Annotated in this window: 19 protein-coding genes; 7 read left to right on the forward strand and 12 right to left on the reverse strand. The window is 62.9% G+C overall.

Translation table 11 applies throughout. The features are described from left to right. Nucleotides 1-74 precede the first annotated feature (74 nt). Complete coding sequence (locus tag Q8L50_RS09675; protein ID WP_305348459.1) at nucleotides 75-1,043, reverse strand: tripartite tricarboxylate transporter substrate binding protein; 969 nt, start codon at nucleotides 1,041-1,043, stop codon at nucleotides 75-77. Between the two features lie 183 nt (nucleotides 1,044-1,226). On the opposite strand from Q8L50_RS09675, the gene Q8L50_RS09680 reads away from it, so the two are divergent. Next, the gene (locus Q8L50_RS09680) at nucleotides 1,227-2,105 is read left to right on the forward strand and encodes a fumarylacetoacetate hydrolase family protein (protein WP_305348460.1); all 879 of its coding nucleotides are present in this window, start codon (nucleotides 1,227-1,229) and stop codon (nucleotides 2,103-2,105) included. Nucleotides 2,106-2,124: 19 nt separating this feature from the next. Here the strand turns inward: Q8L50_RS09680 and Q8L50_RS09685 are convergent, their stop codons facing one another. Beyond that, nucleotides 2,125-2,970, reverse strand: coding sequence for a PA4780 family RIO1-like protein kinase (locus tag Q8L50_RS09685; protein WP_305348461.1), 846 nt, complete (start codon nucleotides 2,968-2,970; stop codon nucleotides 2,125-2,127). A gap of 294 nt (nucleotides 2,971-3,264) precedes the next feature. Between Q8L50_RS09685 and Q8L50_RS09690 the strand changes: the two genes are divergently transcribed. Beyond that, a complete protein-coding gene (locus Q8L50_RS09690; protein WP_305348462.1) occupies nucleotides 3,265-3,882 on the forward strand; it encodes a hemolysin III family protein in 618 nt (205 codons plus the stop codon). A gap of 191 nt (nucleotides 3,883-4,073) precedes the next feature. Further along, nucleotides 4,074-5,369 (forward strand): acyl-CoA dehydrogenase family protein, encoded by a 1,296-nt coding sequence (locus tag Q8L50_RS09695; protein WP_305348463.1) that lies wholly within the window; start codon nucleotides 4,074-4,076, stop codon nucleotides 5,367-5,369. A gap of 16 nt (nucleotides 5,370-5,385) precedes the next feature. Here the strand turns inward: Q8L50_RS09695 and Q8L50_RS09700 are convergent, their stop codons facing one another. The 5 genes from Q8L50_RS09700 to Q8L50_RS09720 form a co-directional block, all read right to left on the reverse strand. Continuing rightward, nucleotides 5,386-6,756: an MATE family efflux transporter gene (locus tag Q8L50_RS09700; protein WP_305348464.1), complete on the reverse strand. Its 1,371-nt coding sequence runs from the start codon at nucleotides 6,754-6,756 to the stop codon at nucleotides 5,386-5,388. Between the two features lie 26 nt (nucleotides 6,757-6,782). Beyond that, complete coding sequence (locus tag Q8L50_RS09705; protein WP_305348465.1) at nucleotides 6,783-7,832, reverse strand: serine/threonine protein kinase; 1,050 nt, start codon at nucleotides 7,830-7,832, stop codon at nucleotides 6,783-6,785. A gap of 237 nt (nucleotides 7,833-8,069) precedes the next feature. Then, on the reverse strand, nucleotides 8,070-9,161 hold the full coding sequence (locus Q8L50_RS09710) for a DUF2855 family protein (RefSeq protein ID WP_305348466.1): 1,092 nt from the start codon (nucleotides 9,159-9,161) through the stop codon (nucleotides 8,070-8,072). Nucleotides 9,162-9,264: 103 nt separating this feature from the next. Beyond that, nucleotides 9,265-9,684: an organic hydroperoxide resistance protein gene (locus tag Q8L50_RS09715; protein ID WP_305348467.1), complete on the reverse strand. Its 420-nt coding sequence runs from the start codon at nucleotides 9,682-9,684 to the stop codon at nucleotides 9,265-9,267. 70 nt (nucleotides 9,685-9,754) lie between these two features. Continuing rightward, a complete protein-coding gene (locus Q8L50_RS09720) occupies nucleotides 9,755-10,195 on the reverse strand; it encodes a MarR family winged helix-turn-helix transcriptional regulator (RefSeq protein ID WP_305348468.1) in 441 nt (146 codons plus the stop codon). Between the two features lie 104 nt (nucleotides 10,196-10,299). Between Q8L50_RS09720 and Q8L50_RS09725 the strand changes: the two genes are divergently transcribed. Together Q8L50_RS09725 and Q8L50_RS09730 are read left to right on the forward strand one after the other, a co-directional pair. Further along, nucleotides 10,300-11,256, forward strand: coding sequence for an SAM-dependent methyltransferase (locus tag Q8L50_RS09725; protein ID WP_305348469.1), 957 nt, complete (start codon nucleotides 10,300-10,302; stop codon nucleotides 11,254-11,256). Between the two features lie 149 nt (nucleotides 11,257-11,405). Next, on the forward strand, nucleotides 11,406-12,143 hold the full coding sequence (locus Q8L50_RS09730) for a hemerythrin domain-containing protein (RefSeq protein ID WP_305348470.1): 738 nt from the start codon (nucleotides 11,406-11,408) through the stop codon (nucleotides 12,141-12,143). A gap of 34 nt (nucleotides 12,144-12,177) precedes the next feature. Here Q8L50_RS09730 and Q8L50_RS09735 read toward each other — a convergent pair whose 3' ends face one another. From Q8L50_RS09735 to Q8L50_RS09755, 5 genes are read right to left on the reverse strand one after another with little or no spacing between them, the layout of a single operon-like run. Then, complete coding sequence (locus tag Q8L50_RS09735; protein ID WP_305348471.1) at nucleotides 12,178-13,530, reverse strand: GAF domain-containing protein; 1,353 nt, start codon at nucleotides 13,528-13,530, stop codon at nucleotides 12,178-12,180. Between the two features lie 3 nt (nucleotides 13,531-13,533). Next, nucleotides 13,534-14,076: a hypothetical protein gene (locus Q8L50_RS09740; protein ID WP_305348472.1), complete on the reverse strand. Its 543-nt coding sequence runs from the start codon at nucleotides 14,074-14,076 to the stop codon at nucleotides 13,534-13,536. 40 nt (nucleotides 14,077-14,116) lie between these two features. Continuing rightward, nucleotides 14,117-14,917 (reverse strand): ABC transporter permease, encoded by an 801-nt coding sequence (locus tag Q8L50_RS09745; protein ID WP_305348473.1) that lies wholly within the window; start codon nucleotides 14,915-14,917, stop codon nucleotides 14,117-14,119. After that, nucleotides 14,914-15,867: an ATP-binding cassette domain-containing protein gene (locus tag Q8L50_RS09750; protein ID WP_305348474.1), complete on the reverse strand. Its 954-nt coding sequence runs from the start codon at nucleotides 15,865-15,867 to the stop codon at nucleotides 14,914-14,916. Before Q8L50_RS09750 ends, Q8L50_RS09745 begins: the two co-directional genes overlap by 4 nt. 53 nt (nucleotides 15,868-15,920) lie before the next feature. After that, the gene (locus tag Q8L50_RS09755) at nucleotides 15,921-16,739 is read right to left on the reverse strand and encodes a siderophore-interacting protein (RefSeq protein ID WP_305348475.1); all 819 of its coding nucleotides are present in this window, start codon (nucleotides 16,737-16,739) and stop codon (nucleotides 15,921-15,923) included. Nucleotides 16,740-16,961: 222 nt separating this feature from the next. Between Q8L50_RS09755 and purT the strand changes: the two genes are divergently transcribed. Both purT and Q8L50_RS09765 read left to right on the forward strand, forming a co-directional pair. Further along, nucleotides 16,962-18,194: a formate-dependent phosphoribosylglycinamide formyltransferase gene (gene purT, locus Q8L50_RS09760; protein ID WP_305348476.1), complete on the forward strand. Its 1,233-nt coding sequence runs from the start codon at nucleotides 16,962-16,964 to the stop codon at nucleotides 18,192-18,194. Between the two features lie 4 nt (nucleotides 18,195-18,198). After that, nucleotides 18,199-19,302 carry a mechanosensitive ion channel family protein gene (locus Q8L50_RS09765; protein WP_305348477.1) on the forward strand — a complete coding sequence of 368 codons (1,104 nt, stop codon included), beginning with the start codon at nucleotides 18,199-18,201 and terminating at the stop codon, nucleotides 19,300-19,302. The last annotated feature ends 20 nt before the right edge of the window (nucleotides 19,303-19,322 follow it).

The raw sequence follows: 19,322 nt of genomic DNA on the forward strand, positions 1-19,322 counted from the left end.
ACTGGCTCAAAGCCGCCGGCGCTGCGAAGCCCGGCGGCTTTTTGACTGGTGAGCAGCGCTGCGCGGAGCCAGGTTTATTCAACTTTGCCAATACGCTTGACCACCTCGGCCATGCGCCTGGCATCGGCCTGCACATATTTTTCAAAGTCCGGCGAGTCCTGGTACAACACCGGGCTGCCGGCGTTCAGGATCACCTCTTTGACCTTGCTGTCCTGCGCCGCAGCCTTGGCGGCAGCGCGCAGGCGCTGCGCAATCGGCTCTGGCGTGTCCTTCGGGATAAACAGGCCAGACCACTGCGCGTATTCGGCGTTGTAGCCTGCGTCTTTCAGGCTGGGCGCATCCGGCAGGGCGCCCAGCGGACTGTTGCCCCAATGAGCCAGAACCCGCAGCTTGCCCGCCTTGACGTGCTGCAGCACCGTGGCTGGGCCGGAAGATACCGCGTCAATTTGGCCGCCAAGCAGCGCCACCACGGCAGGGCCAGCGCCGGTAAACGGTACATGGGTCATTTTGATACCGGCGTTTTGCGACAGGATTTCCATCGGCACATGCATGGTGCCGTAGTTACCGGACGAACCGTAGTTGATCGCGCCGGGGCGCTTTTTGGCGTCTTCCACAAAATCTTTTGCAGTCTTCCATGGTGAATCAGCGCGCACGGCCAGTACCGTCGGGTCGGCGGTGAAGCGCGCGATGGCGCGCAGGTCGTTGTGCGCAAACATCGGCTGGCGGGCCAGCACCACGTCGGCTTCGGGGATCACGGTCAGTGATGACAGGGCCAGAAGCACCGTGTAGCCGTCAGGCTTTGACTTGGCCGCCATGCCCATGCCAATGCCGCCGCCAGCTCCGGCCTTGTTTTCAATCACGACCGGCTGGCCCAACTCGCGCGCCATCGCCTCGGCCACGGGGCGCGCCACCAGATCGGCCAGCCCGCCGGGAGGAAAGGGCACGATCATGGTGATGGAACGGGTGGGCCATGCATTTTGTGCGGCCACCCAGGTGGTGCCGGAAATAAGCATGGCTGCAAGCCATAGGGATCTGCGTTTCATGGTTGTCTCCGGAGTGTTGGCGGTGGTCTTCAAACAGAATATCGTCTGGTTTTATGGTTTGCATGCTAACATTTGCAGCGAAGCAAGGGCCTATCGAAATCCCTAGGAATGAGGCCCAGCCCCTTTCCGAGAACCTGGGCCGGCACCATTGCGTGCGCTCAAAAATAAAGAGAGACAAGTGTCATGAAAATAGTTGCATTCCGCCAAAATGGCCAGTCGTGCGCGGGTCTTGTATCGGCCGATCTTCAGCAAGTCCAGCCCTTTGATTTGCCGCAGGCGCAGGCTGAACTGGGCGCCTTGCCGCTGATTGAAATGTATGCGCGCGGCGAGCCCTTGCCAGCGCTGCAGGCAGCGGTTTCACTCAGCGACGTGCAGATCACTGCACCTCTGCCGCGGCCGCGGCGTAATATTTTCTGTGTCGGGAAAAACTATTTTGCACATGCCAAAGAGTTTGCTGGCAGCGGTTTTGACAGCAGTGCCAAATCGGGTGGCGACATACCGGCCGACCCGATCATTTTCACCAAGGTGCCGGAGTCGGTGGTGGGACCGGGCGCGGCGATAACAATGCCTGCGGCCCGCGTCTCCAGCGCGATTGATTACGAGGCTGAACTGGCGGTCATCATCGGGCGTGGTGGCAAAGGCATAGCCGCCGCAGACGCCATGGCCCATGTCTGGGGCTACACCATCGTCAATGACATCACGGCACGCGACTGGCAAAGCCGCCACCAGCAGTGGCACATGGGCAAATCGTTTGATACTTTTTGCCCGATGGGGCCGTGGCTGGTCAGCGCCGACGAGCTGGACGGAACCAAGACAAACGTGCGCTGTTATGTCAACGGTGAAGAGCGCCAGAACGCCTCAACCGCCGACCTGATTTTTGACATTCCCAAATTGATAGAGACCCTGTCGGCCGGCATCACCCTGTATCCGGGTGATGTGATTGCCACCGGCACGCCGGTGGGTGTCGGCATTGGCTTCAAGCCGCCCAGATACCTGCGCGCAGGTGATGTGGTGCGGGTTGAAATCGACGGCATTGGCAGCCTGGAAAACCCGGTGCGCTGAGCCGCAAGGCCAGAGCCTCTTACAGAGACTGCATACGCACGCGGCGCGCGGCTTCTTCAGCCCGCGCGTCACTGATCTCGCCCATCACCGCGCCCAGGTCCACCGGCCCGCGCTTGTGCGCAAACTGACCGGTCAGCACGTGATCGGGCCGCAGCACACCGCGCTGGTACAGGTCCCAGATTTCGTGGCCGTAGTCACTTTTCAGCAGGTCTGGTGCAAAGCGGCCAAAGAAGCCGCGCAGGTTGGCCACATCACGCAGCAACATGCGGCTGGCGTGGTTGTTGCCCGCTGCATCCACCGCCTGCGGCAGGTCGATGATGACCGGGCCGTCTTCGGCCAGCAACACATTGAATTCGGAAAGGTCCCCGTGCACCACACCGGCGCAAAGCATGCGCACCACCTCGCCCAGCAAGGTGGCGTGGTGGGCACGTGCGTCTTCGGGTGTGAATTCCACATCGTTCAGGCGGGGCGCTGCGTCGCCACTGGCATCGGTGACCAGTTCCATCAGCAGCACGCCGTCGCAGAAGTTGTGCGGCTTGGGCACACGCACGCCGGCAGCGGCGAGGCGGTACAAGGCATCGACCTCTGCGCTTTGCCAGGCCGCCTCTGCCGCCTCCCGGCCAAAACGGGTCCCCTTGGCCATGGCACGCGCCTGGCGCGTGTTTTTGACCTTGCGGTTTTCGGTGTAGTCCACCGCCTGCCGGAAGCTTCGCTGGTCGGCCTCTTTGTAGATCTTGGCGCAACGTGTCTCGTCCCCGCAGCGCACTACGTACACCATGGCTTCCTTGCCGCTCATCAACTGCCGCACCACGGTGTCGATCAGGCCTTCTTCGATCAGGGATAACAGGCGCTTGGGTGGTTTCATGCCCCCATTTTGCGCCTGACGGGCGAAGCGGCGGTTGTCAGCCGGCTTGTCTGGGCGGCCTCGCGTTCAGACCAACTGTTGACGGAGATCAGCGGTCATGGCCTTCGTTCGGCGTAAAGTCGCGCGATGTGATGGCTCCCCTCCGGGGGGCTGCCTGACTTGCGGGTGCATGACTTCCTCTCTTTACTTCCCTGACGTGTCGCAGACGCCGACGGCCGCACCCGACTTTGTCGGAAACTGGCGTGGCTGGCCTGGCCTGGGCCAGGTGGCATCCGCACTGGCGGACTGACGACGATGTACCACGGCGAACGGTTCAACAGCATCAGCCATCTCGTCGGCGCGGGGCTGGCGCTGGCGGGTTCGTCTGCATTGATTGTGTCCGCGGGTTTCGCCGGTGACCCCTGGAAAATTGTGAGCTTCAGCATCTACGGCGCCATGCTCGTGGCGCTGTACGTCTTTTCGACGCTCTATCACAGCGTACGCGGCCGAGCCAAAAACGTACTGCGCAAATTTGACCATTGTTCGATCTACCTGTTGATCGCGGGCAGCTATACGCCTTTCGCGCTGGTGTCGCTGCGTGGTGCCTGGGGCTGGTTGCTGCTGGGTGTGGTGTGGAGCCTGGCCTTGCTGGGTATCGTGCAGGAAATCTGGCTGGCCAAAGGCGCACGCGTGCTGTCCATGGTCATTTATGTGCTGATGGGCTGGCTGGCGCTGGTGGCAGTGGTGCCCTTGTGGACTGCCCTGACGCCAGCAGGTTTTGCCTGGCTGGCCGCAGGCGGCGCCTGTTACACCCTGGGCATTGGTTTTTACGCCACCGACCACAAGCTGCGCCACGGTCACGGCTTGTGGCACCTGTTTGTGCTGGGTGGCAGCATTTGCCACTTCATCACCGTGCTGCTCTACGTGGCCTGAATTGCTGGATCGCCGGGAAACGACTGCCCTCATTCCCCTCCTGTACTTGCACTGGTCCTCGGGGCCTTGATGGGACGTTTGCCGGCCTGCCCCGATAGGGGGTCCGGTGCCCGACGTGCGCTGGATGCCGCTGCAGTTTCGCCGTGTCGCCTGCGTTCTGACAGCACCCCGCCTCACTCGCACAATGCCTCATGGACTTCCATCACTCTCCCAAGGCGCAGGCCCTGTGCCAGCAACTCGAAGCCTTCATGCAGCAGTATCTGCTGCCTTACAACGCCGCCTGGCATCACTCGGTGCAGCAGGGCGTGTATCCGCCGCCCTTCCTCGAAGACCTCAAGGCCCTGGCGCGCGAAGAAGGTCTGTGGAACCTGTTCCTGCCCGGCCTGCGCGCGGACGAACCCGGCACCTGCCTGGGCAACCTCGACTACGCGCCGCTGGCAGAAATCATGGGCCGCCTGCCCTGGGTGGCGGAAGTATTCAACTGCAGCGCACCCGACACCGGCAATATGGAACTTCTGAATCGTTTTGCCACGCCCCGGCAGCACGCGCAGTGGCTGCTGCCGCTGATGGAAGGGCGTATACGCTCGGCTTTCGCGATGTCCGAGCCCGACGTGGCCTCGTCCGACCCCACCAACCTGCAGACCACGGTGCGGCGCGAAGGCGGGCAACTGGTGCTCAACGGCCGCAAATGGTTCATCACCGGGGCCGCGCATCCGCACTGCCGCCTGCTGATCGTGATGTGCCGCAACGACGAAGCGCAAGGCGAGGGCGAGCCGACCGGAGCGCACCACCGGCACAGCATGGTACTGGTACCCATGGACACCCCCGGCGTGCAGGTAGTGCGCAATATTGCGGTGCTGCACCACCACGCAGCCGAAGGGCATTGCGAGATCCTGCTGCGCGATGTGCGTGTGCCGGACGACCATGTGCTGGGCGGCTGGGGCGAAGGTTTTGCCATGGCCCAAGCGCGCCTCGGGCCGGGGCGGGTGCACCATTGCATGCGCAGCATCGGTCAGTGTGAGCTGGCACTGGCGCTGGCCAGCGAGCGCACACTCGAGCGCCAGGCCTTCGGCAAATACCTGTCGGACTTTTCCAATGTGCAGGAGTGGATTGCCGAGTCGCGCCTCGAGATCGACCAGGCGCGCCTTCTGGTGCTGCAGGCCGCCTGGGCGCTCGACCAGGGCACGGCCGAACCGGCGCAATTACGTGCGCAGGTGGCTGGCATCAAGGTGGTGGTGGCCCGCCTGCAGACGCGCGTGGTCGACCGCGCCATGCAGATTTTTGGTGCCATGGGCCTGTCGCCCGACACCCCGCTGGCCTATTTCTGGAGCTGGGGCCGCGCCCTGCAACTGATGGATGGACCCGACGAGGTACACCTGCGCACCGTGGCGCGGCACGAGTTGGCGCGGGCGCGCGCACGCAGGGGGGCGACAGCCGCCTACTTCACCACGCCCGAACAATTGCAGGCATCCCCGCGCATCCGCTGATGCTTGCAGCGCGAGCTCATACCATTTTGCGGATTGGCTTTTTCTTCCACACGCCATAAAAGTAGCTGGCCTGCAGCAGCAGCGCCACCGCGTAGGTGGCCGGGTAACTCATCCAGATGCCGCGCAGCCCGAAAGTCTGGCTGAAGGCCCAGCCCAGCGGAAACAGCAGCAAGCCCAGGCAGCTCAGGGAGATGAGGGTAGGCACGAGCACGGTCCCGCTGGCGCGCATGACCGACGTGAAGACGCTGGCCAGGCCGAAGATCAGGCTCGCCCACACCGTGATGTGCAGCAAACCTGCTGCCAGCTCGATCACGGCCGGAGCGGTGATGAACAGGCTGATGATGGGTCGCGCAGCCACCAGTACCGCCACGGCCAGACCGCCGGTGATAACGATGTTCATGCCCAGTCCGACGCGGGTGACGGCATCGACCTGCTGCAATTTCCCGGCGCCTATGGCCTGGGCCGCCAACACTGATGCGGCAATCGCGATGGAAATCGCAGGGAACTGCGCATAGGCCATGACCTGGCTGACGGCGCCCCAGGCCGCAGTGGCATGGGAGCCGTAGCCATTGACCAGACGCAGCAGCGCGAGGTCCGCGACAGATCCGGTGATGAAGAACAGGCCGGTGGGAAAACCCAGGCGAATGACGGGTTTGAGGAACTGGGGCTTCAGGCGCAGGTGCCGCCAGAAAGACCGGTCGGGCGCGAGTGCGCGCTCGCGCCGCCTCAAAAACCGGGCCAGCCAGAGCAGGGCCATGGCAGAAGACAGCAGCGTGGCCCAGGCACCCCCGGTAACCCCCAGCGCCGGCAGGCCGAGCCAGCCCTGTATCAAGGCCGGCGTCAGCACGAGAACAATGCTTGACGAAACCACCAGCGACAGCAGGGGCGTGACGGTGTCCCCTACCCCTCGCAACACCGCCGCAGCCAGCATGGAGACAAACAGCAGCGGCAGGGCGGCCATCATGACGGTGGCATAGGCCACGGCTTGCGCCAGCACATCCGCTGGTGTGCCCAGCAGACGCATGATGGGCTCGGCCAGCACCATGCCCAACAGGCCGACCACCACGCCGAGGAAAAATCCCGCAGCCAGCACGGCGCCAGCAATGGCCCTGACCTTCTCGGTCTCTTTGGCGCCCCAGGCCTGGCCGATGAGAACGGATGCCCCGGCGCCCAGGCCGATGACAAAGGAAATGAACAACATCAGCAAGGGGAAAAAACTTGCTACCGCCGCCAGCGCGCCCACGCCCAGCATCTGCCCGACATAGATGTTGTTGAGCGTGCCCGACAAGGCCTGCAGCATGTTGGTCAGCACGAGTGGCCCGAGGAAGACCGCAAAGGTCTTCCAGAGTGAGCGAACCGGCGCAGGTTCTGTTGTGGTCGCTGTCATCAACCTTGCCTGCCCCCGGTCCCGAATCAAGCGACCAGCGGCGCTGCCTGCATGGCTTCGGTCTGTTCTTCCAGCATGTCTACCTGGCCCTTCCAGTAGTCGCTGGAGCCGAACCACGGAAAGTTGATCGGAAAAATCGGGTCATGCCAGCGCTGGGCCAGCCAGGCGCTGTAGTGCACCAGGCGCAGGGTGCGCAGCGGCTCTATCAGGGCCAGCTCGCTCCGCGGAAACTCCCGAAATTCTTCATACCCGTCCACCAGCGCGCCCAGTTGTTGCAGGCATTGCGCACGCTCGCCAGACAGCAGCATCCACAGGTCCTGCACGGCGGGCCCACTGCGCGCGTCGTCCAGATCGACAAAATGCGGGCCTGCGCCTTCCAGTCCTTCGGGGGTCCACAAGATATTGCCGGGGTGGCAGTCGCCGTGCAGACGCAGGCTGCGGATTTCGCCCACACTTTCAAACACGGCCTGTGCCACGTTCATGGCTTCTTCAAAAGCCTTGAGCCAGCGCGATTCCATGTCCAGCGGCAGGTAGTTGCCGGCCAGCAGCACCTTTCGGCTGGCGTGGCCAAAGGTTTCCAGGTCCAGGGCGGGCCGGTGCTGAAAAGGCGCGCGGCTGCCGACGGTGTGGATACGCGCGAGGAAGCGGCCAATCCACTCGAGCACGCTGAAGTCCTCCAGCTCGGGCCTGCGCCCGCCCCGGCGCGGCGACACACTGAAGCTGAAGCCGTCAAAGTGGTGCAGGGTCTGGCCCTTGATGACCAGGGCGCCCACCACCGGTATTTCGGCTTCCATCAGCTCGGCGGCAAAGGCGTGTTCTTCGACAATCTGCAGGTCGCTCCAGCGGCCGGGCCGGTAAAACTTGACCACCACCATGTCGCCTGCCGCAGCACCGGTACCGGTGGGTGCCTCCAGATGCACCTGGTAGACGCGGTTTTCGTAGCTGGACAGGGCGGTCAGCCGGCCATCACCGAGCAGGCCGACGCTGGCCAGCGCATCGAGCACCACATCGGGCGTGAGCTTTTCGTAGGCGTGGCGCGCCTTGTGGGGCATGGCGCCTGTGGGTTGATCGGTCATGCCGCCATTGTCGTGCTTCCTGCCGGGGCCGCAGCTTTATGTATCAAATGTGCCTCTGGCCCTTATCGGCTGTGCGTAAGCAGCTATATAAAACATAGCAAATACGGTTGACGATGAAACGCCAGGTTTGGCCATGTCAGCTCCGCAATGCCGTTCGGGCTGAGCTTGTCGAAGCCTGCTTTCCTTGTCACAGCCCTTGGCCAAGCTCACGGCGAACGGTGGATGAAGCGTCAGCGCTCAAAGGCTCAGGATGTGCCCGGTACGCGGGTCGCCTTTGCCGGCCAGCACCTCCTGGTAAATCGCAGCGACCGCTTCGGCGCCCGTGTGCTGCTGCGTGAGCAGCCAGGGCGCAGGGTCTTGCGTGACCCGCTGGCTGAAGGCTTGCCAGGCCTGCACCAGGCGCTGGCCGAGTCCTGCGGGGCCCCAGTCGGCGCTGCGCTTCTTGATCTGCGCCGGCGCAAAAAACAAGGTGGCGCGCGGGCCGGGCAAGTCTTTGGCGCCGCCAAGCTCGCTCACATGGGTGCCACCAATCGAGCAACTGTATGCCAGGTTGGCAAAGCGGCTGTGGATGGCGTGGCGCAGCTTGGCGTTGCCGGCAAAGTCCACATAAATGCAGGCCCGGTCTGCGGCGATCTGATCGAGCTGGTCATAGGTCAGCACGCGGCTGTAGCAGCCCAGGCTTTCGCAGAAGGCGACATTGCCCGGCGAAGTCAGGCCAATCACTTCAAGGTCGGGGCGCTGCGCCAGCTGAAAGGCCGTGCCATAAGCAGTCTTGCTCGACGCGCTGGACAGCAACAGGGCCCCGTCAGAGGCGCCAAAGAAGTCGTTGTCGGCCAGAAAGTCGTCGATCAGGAAGGAGGTGACAAACAGCGGCCGCAGCAGCGCCTGGACGGCTTCGCTGGACGCTGTGTAGAAGGGGTCGGTGTTGCAGCGCAGGTAGTTGTTGTAAACCGGGTGCAGCTCGCTGCGGTGCGGCGCGCCGTCGCTAAAACCGTTGGTACTCAGCCGCACCGGGGTCAACACGGCCTCCGAGCCCATCGGGAAATAACCGTAGAGGCGCTCGCCCACCGCCACACCCGGCTGCAGCGACTGCACGACGCTGCCAAAGCCCCAGACCGGAATGGTGCCCCAGCCTTCTTCCCCGGTCGGGAAAAACTGCCAGTAGTTCATCGCATCGCCAAAAGCGGCGTAGGTGATGTTGTTGGAGGTCAGCGCAAAGGATTCAACACGCACGCGAATCTGGCCGTCGGCCAGTGGTGTGGCTTCGGCGGTTTGCAGGCGGGTGCTGGACAGCTGGTCCTTGCGGACAAGAAATGTGGAGGTGGTCATGCCCGCAACTTAAGCGAAAAAGCCCGCCGGCTCAAGACCGGCGGGCCGCTTTGGCGACAGGGCTTGTGCAAGCCCTGCAACACAGACTTCAGGGTCGGGTCGATCAGACCAGGGTGATGGTCACGTCGATGTTGCCGCGTGTGGCGTTCGAGTACGGGCAGACCTGATGGGCCGTGTCGATCAGGTCTTGCGCTGCGGCACGGTCCATGCCCGGAAGGCTGATGTCCAGGCGCACTGCGATACCGTAACCAGCCGGAATTTTGCCGAGATCCACACTGGCGTCAATGCTGACATCGTCTGGCAAGGTGATTTTTTTCATGCCGGCCACCGCCTTCATCGCGCCAATAAAACAGGCGGAGTAACCGGCGGCAAACAGCTGCTCAGGGTTGGTGCCGGTGCCGGCGGTGCCGGGCGAGCTCAGCGTCACGTCCAGGCGCCCGTCGTTGGTTTTGGATTTGCCGTCACGGCCGCCTGTGGTGTGGGCTTTGGCGGTGTAGAGAACTTTTTCGAGTTGCGTGGTCATGGGTTTCCTCTGGAGAAATACTTCGAAATTGAAGCGGGGTTGAAAAGTTTGAAAAGTCAGGAAGGAGAGATCAGGCCAGCAGCCGCCCGCGCAGGGCTTGCACCTGCTGCGTCAGCGTGATCAGCTCGGGGATGGAGCACTGGCTGGCGCTCAAAATGCAGCCCGGTATTTTTGCGACCTGGGCCTTGAGCTTGCGGCCGGCTGGTGTCAGGGTGATATGAACCCGGCGTTCGTCGGCGACATCGCGCAGGCGCGACACCAGACCAGATGATTCCAGCCGTTTGAGCAAAGGGGTCAGCGTGCCAGAGTCCAGGTACAGGCGTTCGCCAAGCTCCGACACCGTCAAGCCGTCTTTTTCCCATAGCACCAGCATGGCCAGGTACTGCGGATAGGTCAGCCCCAACTCGTCCAGCAGCGGCTTGTAGAGCCTGGTCATGGCCAGCGAGGTGGAGTACAGCGCAAAACAAAGCTGGTTGTCCAGTTGCAGCATGGCGTCGGTTTTGTTTGGCATGGCGTAATTGTAGCTCACAATTAAATTGTGTGCAATTTAATTAATGAACGGAGTGGGGCGACCGTGTGGCTGCCGCCGGTTGCGGCCTACTAAACTGGGGGGCCATGCCACACCCCAGCACCCCACACGGCAAACCTGCCCGCCAGGCACCGCCCGCCAAAGCCACCCAGGTGATTGAAGAGCTGCGGCCCGGGCAGTCGCTGGAGCTGCTCAAGGAACTGCACATCCTGACCCGCGAGGGCAAACTCAACCAGGACACGCGGCGCAAGCTCAAGCAGGTGTATCACCTGTACCAGTTCATTGCGCCGCTGCTGGAGGACGTGGCGGATCGGGCGCAGGGCTTCACGCTGGCCGATCACGGCGCCGGCAAGTCCTACCTCGGTTTTATTCTTTACGACCTGTTTTTTAACGTGGCCCATGCGGGGCAAAAAACCAGCGGCCACATCTACGGCATTGAAACCCGCGCCGAGCTGGTGGACAAGTCCCGCGCGCTGGCACAAAAGCTGGGCTTTGCGCAGATGAGTTTTCTCAACCTGTCGGTGCAACAAGCCACCACAGCGGCCGAACTGCCGGCCCGCATCGACATTGTCACCGCGCTGCATGCCTGCGACACCGCCACCGATGATGCGATTGCTTTTGGTCTTGCCAAACAGGCGCGCCACATGGTGCTGGTGCCGTGCTGCCAGGCCGAGGTGGCTGGTGTGCTGCGCAAAAACAAGGCGCTGAGCCTGAGCCGAAGTCCACTGGCCGAACTCTGGCGCCACCCCTTGCACACGCGTGAGTTTGGCAGCCAGATCACCAATGTGTTGCGTTGTCTGCAACTGGAAGCGCATGGCTACGACGTCACCGTGACAGAGCTGGTCGGGTGGGAGCATTCGATGAAAAACGAACTCATCATCGCCAGCCGACCGCAGTCGCCAAACCCCGCCAAGACCCGTCAGGCGCAGGCGCGACTGCAGGAGGTGCTGGCCGAGCTGAACCTGGGGGACTTGCTGGCGCGGTTTGCAGCGCCGCTTGTGGCCGTAGATCCGGGGGCGACGGGCCAGCTTGTTCCAGATTAAGGTCTTTTTAAGGTCTGCGTAAGCTATTTTTAGCGGTGCAGTCCGATGGTTTTTTCTAGACTTCCGGTACGGTTCTCTGACACTTTCGGCGCATCCAGCGCCCTGTCGATGACCTGTCCACAGGCCAGGCCTGAGAAAGAAAAAACATCATGAATATTGATCTACGTGAAGTCACCCAGATTGCAGCTGTCGAGCAGATGCGGCGCCTGGACATGTACTCGGGTATCCACAAGGCCTTGCGTGCGCTGATGGCTGATACTTTGCTGGCCGTAGGCCGCATGGATCCGGATGATGCGCTGGAGGTGGCCCAGGTCAGCCAGCGCGTGCATGAACTTCTGGACGGGTGCCTTTCACACCTTCACCATGAAAACACGTTTGTCCACGCTGCCATCGAGGCCAGGGCGCCTGGCGCCAGCGAGCAGATTGGACACCAACACGGTGACCATGAGCAAGGCATTGGCAAGCTGCGTACGCAGGTGTCCGCGCTGCTCAGCGCCAGCGCTGCCAGGCGCGCAGGTGAGGCGCTGGAGCTGTATCGGGCGCTGGCGCTCTTCATCGCCGAGAACTTCCAGCACATGCACACTGAGGAAACCGCGCACAACGCCGTGTTGTGGTCCCGCTATACCGACGCGGAGCTGGCAGACATTCACGGGGCTTTGGTCGCTTCGATTCCACCAGCCGAGATGATGTCCACCCTGCGCTGGCTGGTACCTTTCATGAATCCGGCGGAGCGCAGCGCCTTGCTGGCAGACATGCAGGCCCACGCGCCCGCCCCTGCTTTTGCGGCGGCGATGGAAGTGGTGCGTCCGCATCTGTCGGATGCAGAGTGGGGCAAGTTGACGCGCAGCCTGGGATTGGTGGCTGTTCCTGGCCTGGCGCGGGCCTGAGCCAAAGCCTTGCGGGCGGGCGCGCAGGCACGGGTCATGCAGGCATGTCGTGCAGCAGCAGCGGACGCTGTACCAGCAGCCGCAGGCGTCCACGCCCGGTTTTTTCGAGGCGGATGTCGGGCCCATGCTCGGCCAGTCGGCGTTGCAGCAAAAGCAGGCGCGCTTCCAGGTTGTCAGTCACGTCCGGCAGCCCCAAGGCGGGATCAAGCCGCAACTCGCGGTTTGAAAACTCTGTCCGACCGTGCTGCACGAAGTCGCTGACGAGCTTCCAGAAGATCGCGCCAGCCACGCCCTTGATCAAATAGGAATCGTTGCAGAACACGCTGCGATTGGTCCGGAAATGCCGCAGATGCAGTGGCGCGCCTTCAGGAGGTCCCGGTCGGGTGGTCGCCGCCGGTGTGTGGCTTGTTTCGACCGTTTCCGGGCTGCTCTGCAGCAGGTCAATCGCCGCACCCAGGTGACCTGCAAGCGTAACGAGCACGTCTTCATCTTCAAAACTGAAGGCCTGGTCGCTGGGACTCTCCGCAAACAGCACACCCAGCAGACGTCCCGCCGACACAATGGGTACCGCCACCTGGCTGTGTGGCGCGGCCAGACCTGGGTAGGGAATATCCGTGTTCAGCACCAGACCTGGCGTCTCGGCCTGCAGGCTGCTGCGAATGGCGCAGCTGTATAGATAGGCGCTGGTCATGTGCATGATGCGTACCGGAGTGCGTTCGCGAGCCGCCACCCCAATGACACCATCGCCGATCTCAATCTCCGACCCCACCCCGGAAACGGAGTAACCGCAACTGGCTACGGTAAACAGCCGCTGGCAGGCTTCGTCCAGCATCAATACCATGGCATGGCGGATGCCCAGAAAATCGTTCAGTGTCGCCAGCGTCGAGTTCAGCGCGTCATCCAGCCCGGTACAGCGAGCAAGGCTTTCACTGCCGCGGCGCAGCGCGGTCAGCAGCCCGGCACGCGCGGGTGGTGAAGGCAGCGCGTCGCCGGCGACACTCTCAATTTGCTGAACCTCGTAAATATCCGAACCGCGTAAAACGAATACCTCGCTCATGCCACTGTGCGAGGCAATGCCGGCCAGCTGGGCTTTCATGCCCTCAAATACAGCGCCGGCGGTTTCGGTACGCAGATAGCGGATGTGCATGCGAAAAAATGCGGCGGTGGCCGGATGCAGGACCAGCACGGTGGCGTGGGGGTTGGCCAGAATGTTCTGCCGCGTCTTGTTGAAGAACTGGAAAGACAGGGCAACGTGCCGCTCGTCGACATAAAACACCTGCGAAATGTAGGCCACATTGGGCGTGCCGTCTGCAGCGCAGGTGGCCATCACGGACGGTATGGCACCCTCCAGGCAGGCGCGAATTTCGGACAGCGAAGTGGCGCCCATGGCTCAGCCCCCTGGAGACTGCTCTTGCGCGAGGTTCGGCGCGGCTTGCAGAAGCGGTGCGCCTGCCCGCGGTCCGGGTGTCTGATCGAATGCCTCTGCCGGTTCGAAGCTGATCGCGACCACGTCGTCGAGGTGATGCGACAGCATGGCCTGGACCAGGACTGCATCAAACCCGACCTGCGCAATTTCCCGTTCCATGGAGGTCAGATAACGCGCCAGCACGGTTGCGTCTTCTGGTACGGCATTGCGGATGCGCGCGTTGCGGGCCTTGAGTTGCAACGTGCGATGCGAGGTCGGTTCGGAGAAAACCACAGCCAGGCGCGACGTGCTTGCAATGTCCTGAAGCAGGGTACGCGATTGCCGGCGTGACAGGTAAACCGTGACCGAACTGCCGTCTGGCGTGATCGAGCTGCCAACGGCGCGCATGATGCTGGGCCGCATGGCCAGGCTACAGGCACTGACGATCACGGACACGCCCTTGTCGATCAGGGCGATCAGATCGGCTGACAGCAGCGCTGGCGTCGGGTTGGCGGTCAGGTCGCTCATGCGGCAACAGTATAAAAGTGTCGTGGTAGGGGTGGTGGGTCTAAGTGCGAAAGCGCTTTCGCGTCAGGGCCAGCGCCACCCAGAACCCGGCCACGGTGTAGCCCAGCAGCACCAGGCCGTGCCGCCAGGGGGCAGACGGCCACTGGTCCATGAACAGCGGCCGGATGATCTCCACCGCATTGGTCAGCGGCAGCCAGTCGGAGATGATGCGCACCAGGTCCGGCAGCTGCTCGCGCGGAAAGAAGATGCCGCTGAGAAACATCATCGGGGTCAGCACCAGCGTGAAGTAGTAGGTGAAGAAGTCGTAGCCCTTGGCCAGCGCGTTGAAAATCAGCGCGATGCACGAAAACATCATGCCCACCAGCAGCAAGATGGGCCAGGCCAGCAGCAGCTTGGGGCTGTGGCTGATGCCCAGGGCCAGCATCACGCCCAATATCGCGGTGACGGTGAACAGCGCCTTGAAAGCGGCCCACAACATTTCAGCCAGCAGCACGCTGTCCAGGCTGACCGGGGCGTTCATGATGCCGTCCCAGGTTTTTTGGACATGCATGCGCGAGAAGGCCGAGTACAGCGCCTCAAAACTCGCCGCGTTCATGGCGCTCATGCAGATAGATCCGCTGGCCAGAAAGAGGATGTAAGGCACGGGGGTGCCGCCCACGGTGATCTGACCCACCAGCGCGCCCATGCCATAACCAAAAGCCACCAGCCACATCAGCGGCTCGGCAATGTTGCCCACCAGGCTGGGGATGGCGAGCTTGCGCCAGACCAGCAGGTTGCGCATGAACACCGGCCACCAGCGTAGCGACAAATCGGGTACCCGCCAGATCGACTGATTCATCATGCGTCCTCCCTGATCTGCCGGCCGGTCAGTTTGAGAAACAGGTCTTCCAGGTTGGCTGGCCGGTGCAGGGTGCGCAGGCTGACATGGTCTGCCAGGCGGTCCAGCAAGGGGCGTGCGTCCTGGGTATAGAAAAACACGGTTTCTCCGCTGACTTCCACCCTCCCCGCTAGCGCGCGCAGGTCGGCATGGCCCGGGGATTGCGCCAGCGCCAGCGCGCCGTTGCCATAGACCTCGACCACGTCGGGCTCCAGGTGTTGCGCGATCAGCGCGCGCGGCTTGCCTTCGGCGATTTTTTTGCCGTGGTCCAACACCAGCAGGCGGGAACACAGGCGTTCGGCCTCGTCCATGAAATGAGTTGTCAGCAAGATGGATTTACCCTGTTGCAGCAGCAATTGCAGGCGTTCCCACATCAGGTGGCGTGCTTGCGGGTCGAGTCCGGTGGTCGGTTCGTCCAGCAGCAGCAAACGGGGGTCGTTGACCAGCGCGCGGGCCAGGCTCAGGCGCCGCTTCATGCCGCCCGACAGCTCACCGGGCTTGCTGGCCGCCTTGTGGGTCAACGAGGCAAACTCCAGCAGGCCGGGGACACGCGCACGAACCTGCGCCGCGGTCATGCCGAAGTAGCGGCCATAAACCTGCAGGTTTTCAGCGCAGCTGAAGTCCGGGTCCAGGGTGTCGAACTGGCTCACCACGCCAAGGCGGGCCTTGATGGCCAAGGCATCCTGGGGCATGCGCAAGGCGGGTCCGGTGCCGCTGAGGGCGTAATGGATGTCACCCGCGTCCGGCGCGGTCAAGCCCAGGCACATACGAAGCGTGGTGGTTTTGCCGGCACCGTTCGGTCCAATCACGCCCAGGCATTCGCCGGGAGCGATCTCGAAGGACAGGTCATTCACCACCACGGCGCTGCCATAGTGTTTGGTCAGGCCCCGGATCTGTAGAAGGCAATCGCTCATGCGGCTATTGTTGCCCATCTGCCTACATGCCGATGGGCGCTCGGGACAGGAGCTCAGCCGTCGTCGCCGTAGTCGTGATCCGGATGGTTGATCACGTCGAGTTTCCAGTAGCCCCGACCCACAATCTGGCTGCGGTTTACGCCCAGCACTTCCACCAGCTGCAGGCGAAGACGGCGCATGGCTGCTGCTTCGCAGGCCAGGTAAATGCGCGTATCAGGCCCCACCGGCGCCAGCGCGTGCAAGGCGGCAGCCAGGGGCTGGCCTGCGAGCCGGTGGTCTGTGCCGCGTACCAGCCAGCTGACGTCAAGCTGGGCGGCGCTGTGTAGCGGACGCTCCTCGGCAGCGCTGATCACTTCCAGCAACACCTGGGCGCGGGCGGATGCAGGCAGGGCGGCCAGAATGGTTTCGACCGCCGGCAGCGCGCTGTCGTCGGCCAGCAGCAGGTGATGGCTAGAGCCGGCGTCTGGTGCATAACCGGGACCGGGACCCATCAGATACAGCACCTGGCCGACGCGCGCCTGGGTGGCCCAGGTCGAAGCCGGGCCTTCGCCGTGCAGCACAAAATCAACATCGACCTCCAGCGCCTCGGGGCGCACGGCCAGAGGCGTGTAGGTGCGCATGGACACCGCGCGCGGACCGTCGGGCAAGGGCCGCGTTGGCTCGGTTTGCCCGGGTTCGGGGAAGATCAGCTTGATGTAGCTGGCCGGCCCCACGGGCGGAAAACCTTCCAGCTCCGCGCCGGTGAGGGTGATGCGCCGCATCGCGGGGCTCAGTATTTCAACGCGGCTGACTTCCACCCGGCGCGGTGGGCGGCGTTTGCGCGCAGGCGCTTCCGGGCTGGAGGCGGCTGAAGGGGAGGAGGTATTTTCCAAAAAAACTTTCCGGATTGTCATTGCGTTAATGAGAACCATTTTCATCTGAATTGATGGGCTTTGGGTAGATAGGGTTAAATGGATGTAGAAGGGTGATGCAAAGCGGCAGTTCTTTCCCGTGAAGTAAAGTCTCAGTGACGCGGCCGGTGATCCGGTTTGCTGGCGTCGACAGCCGGCTCCCTCCAATTCTCAACTCCCAACTCCCTCATCTCTGCACAAGCCATGACCACCTTCGGTACACCCCTGTCTTCCCATGCCACCAAAGTGATGCTGCTCGGCTCCGGCGAGCTTGGCAAAGAAGTTCTGATTGCGCTGCAGCGCCTGGGCGTGGAAACCACCGCCACCGACCGCTACGACAACGCACCGGGGCAGCAGGTGGCACACCATGCGCGCACCATCACCATGAGTGACCCGGCCCAGCTCAAGGCGCTGATCGAGCAAGACAGGCCGCATCTGGTGGTGCCGGAAATCGAGGCAATTGCCACATCCATGCTGGAAGAGCTTGAAGCCGCCGGTGTGGTGCGTGTGGTGCCCACGGCACGCGCCGCGCGCCTGACCATGGACCGCGAAGGCATTCGCCGCCTGGCCGCTGAAACCCTGGGCTTGCCGACCAGTCCCTATGTGTTTTGCGATTCGCTGGCCGAGCTACAGGCGGCGATTGACTCGAAGATCGGCTACCCCTGTGTGATCAAACCCGTGATGAGTTCTTCCGGCAAGGGCCAGAGCAAGATCACGGGCCCGGCTGACGTGAAAAACGCCTGGGACCACGCGATGGCCGGTGGCCGCGTCAGCCACGGCCGCGTCATCGTCGAAGGATTCATCGATTTTGACTACGAAATCACGCAGCTGACGGTACGCGCCATCGGGGCCAGTGGGCAGATTGAAACCCATTTTTGCGAACCCATCGGGCATGTGCAGGTCAGCGGCGATTATGTGGAAAGCTGGCAACCCCAGCCCATGGCTACGGCCGCGCTGCAAAAAAGCCGCGACATCTGCCAGGCGGTCACCGATAACCTGGGTATCGGCCATGACGGCATGCCCGGTGGCCTGGGCCTGTTCGGGGTGGAACTGTTTGTCAAGGGCGACGAGGTCTGGTTCAGCGAGGTCAGCCCGCGTCCGCATGACACCGGCATGGTGACGATGTGTACGCAGTGGCAAAACGAATTTGAGCTGCATGCGCGGGCCATCCTGGGCTTGCCAGTCAATACCGCGCTGAAAAGCCCGGGTGCCAGTGCCGTGATTTATGGCGGGCTGGACGCGCAGGGCCTTGTGTTTGACGGTGTCGCCGACGCACTGCGCGTGCCCAACACCGACATCCGCCTGTTCGGCAAGCCAGAGAGTTTTGTCAAACGCCGCATGGGTGTGGCGCTGGCGTTTGATGACGATGTGGCTATCGCGCGCGGCAATGCCAAGCGGGCGGCGTCGCTGGTCAAGCCCCGGCTGCCTGGGGCCTGAAGCGATGAAATATCCACAGTTGCCTTATTTGCTGAACTGGGCCGACGATTCGTCCTTGCGTCTGTTGCTGGTGGCGGCGATTGCTGTGGCACTGGCCTTGCTGCTGCACGCCCTCGGCGCAGCGCTGCTGCGGCGCATGACCCGTTCGATGCCGGTTGCAGCCTGTGTGGTGTTACATGCCCGGGCCCCAAGCCAGTTGTTGTTGCCCCTCATTGCGCTGCAGGCGGTGTGGCAGGGCGCGCCAGACGACCTGGCGCTGATCGGCGGTGTGCGCCACGCCAACGGCCTGCTGTTGCTGGCGGTACTCACCTGGCTGGGCATACGTGCCGTGCGCGGATTGGCCCAGGGCTTCACGGCCCTTCACCCGCTCGACGTGAAAGACAACCTGCACGCACGCAGCATCCATACCCAGACCCGTGTGTTGTCCCGCAGTGCCATGTTTGTCATGCTGCTGGCCGGTGTGGCCTTGATGCTCATGACCTTTCCGGGTGCGCGCCAGTTTGGCGCCAGCCTGCTGGCCTCGGCCGGGGTGGTGGGGCTGGTAGTGGGTATTGCTGCGCGGCCGATTTTCAGCAACTTGATTGCCGGGCTGCAGATTGCGCTGGCGCAGCCGATCCGGCTCGACGACGTGCTGATTGTGCAGGGGGAATGGGGCCGGGTCGAGGAGATCACCGGGACCTATGTGGTACTGAAAATCTGGGACGAACGCCGCCTCATCATCCCTTTGCAATGGTTTATCGAGAACCCTTTTCAGAACTGGACGCGCAAAAGTGCAGAAATCATCGGCACGGTGCTTATCTGGGTGGACTACCGCATGCCGCTGGAGCCGCTGCGTCAGGCGGCGCAGAAGGCGTGTGAGGCAGCACCCGAGTGGGACAAGCGCCTGTGCCTGCTACAGGTGGTGGAAGCTGGCGAGCGCAGCATGCAGTTGCGCGTGCTGGTGACATCGGGCAATGCCAGCCTGAGCTGGGACCTGCGCTGCAAGGTGCGCGAGGCGCTGGTGGATTTCATGCAGCGCGAGTATCCGCAGTATTTGCCTTTGACACGGGCCGAGCTCAGTGGGCCTGCCCACCCGGGACTGCCACCGGCCCAGGGGCCTGTTAACTAAAAATGCTGGATTGCCGCGCA

Origin of the sequence: Polaromonas sp. (genome assembly GCF_030680935.1) — a bacterium.
GTDB lineage: Bacteria > Pseudomonadota > Gammaproteobacteria > Burkholderiales > Burkholderiaceae_C > Polaromonas.

Coding starts and splice junctions, on each gene's coding strand:
- Q8L50_RS09675 (WP_305348459.1), bottom strand. CDS start 1,043: ATGAAACGCAGATCCCTATGGCTTGCAGCCATGCTTATTTCCGGCACC.
- Q8L50_RS09680 (WP_305348460.1), top strand. CDS start 1,227: ATGAAAATAGTTGCATTCCGCCAAAATGGCCAGTCGTGCGCGGGTCTT.
- Q8L50_RS09685 (WP_305348461.1), bottom strand. CDS start 2,970: ATGAAACCACCCAAGCGCCTGTTATCCCTGATCGAAGAAGGCCTGATC.
- Q8L50_RS09690 (WP_305348462.1), top strand. CDS start 3,265: ATGTACCACGGCGAACGGTTCAACAGCATCAGCCATCTCGTCGGCGCG.
- Q8L50_RS09695 (WP_305348463.1), top strand. CDS start 4,074: ATGGACTTCCATCACTCTCCCAAGGCGCAGGCCCTGTGCCAGCAACTC.
- Q8L50_RS09700 (WP_305348464.1), bottom strand. CDS start 6,756: ATGACAGCGACCACAACAGAACCTGCGCCGGTTCGCTCACTCTGGAAG.
- Q8L50_RS09705 (WP_305348465.1), bottom strand. CDS start 7,832: ATGACCGATCAACCCACAGGCGCCATGCCCCACAAGGCGCGCCACGCC.
- Q8L50_RS09710 (WP_305348466.1), bottom strand. CDS start 9,161: ATGACCACCTCCACATTTCTTGTCCGCAAGGACCAGCTGTCCAGCACC.
- Q8L50_RS09715 (WP_305348467.1), bottom strand. CDS start 9,684: ATGACCACGCAACTCGAAAAAGTTCTCTACACCGCCAAAGCCCACACC.
- Q8L50_RS09720 (WP_305348468.1), bottom strand. CDS start 10,195: ATGCCAAACAAAACCGACGCCATGCTGCAACTGGACAACCAGCTTTGT.
- Q8L50_RS09725 (WP_305348469.1), top strand. CDS start 10,300: ATGCCACACCCCAGCACCCCACACGGCAAACCTGCCCGCCAGGCACCG.
- Q8L50_RS09730 (WP_305348470.1), top strand. CDS start 11,406: ATGAATATTGATCTACGTGAAGTCACCCAGATTGCAGCTGTCGAGCAG.
- Q8L50_RS09735 (WP_305348471.1), bottom strand. CDS start 13,530: ATGGGCGCCACTTCGCTGTCCGAAATTCGCGCCTGCCTGGAGGGTGCC.
- Q8L50_RS09740 (WP_305348472.1), bottom strand. CDS start 14,076: ATGAGCGACCTGACCGCCAACCCGACGCCAGCGCTGCTGTCAGCCGAT.
- Q8L50_RS09745 (WP_305348473.1), bottom strand. CDS start 14,917: ATGATGAATCAGTCGATCTGGCGGGTACCCGATTTGTCGCTACGCTGG.
- Q8L50_RS09750 (WP_305348474.1), bottom strand. CDS start 15,867: ATGAGCGATTGCCTTCTACAGATCCGGGGCCTGACCAAACACTATGGC.
- purT (WP_305348476.1), top strand. CDS start 16,962: ATGACCACCTTCGGTACACCCCTGTCTTCCCATGCCACCAAAGTGATG.
- Q8L50_RS09765 (WP_305348477.1), top strand. CDS start 18,199: ATGAAATATCCACAGTTGCCTTATTTGCTGAACTGGGCCGACGATTCG.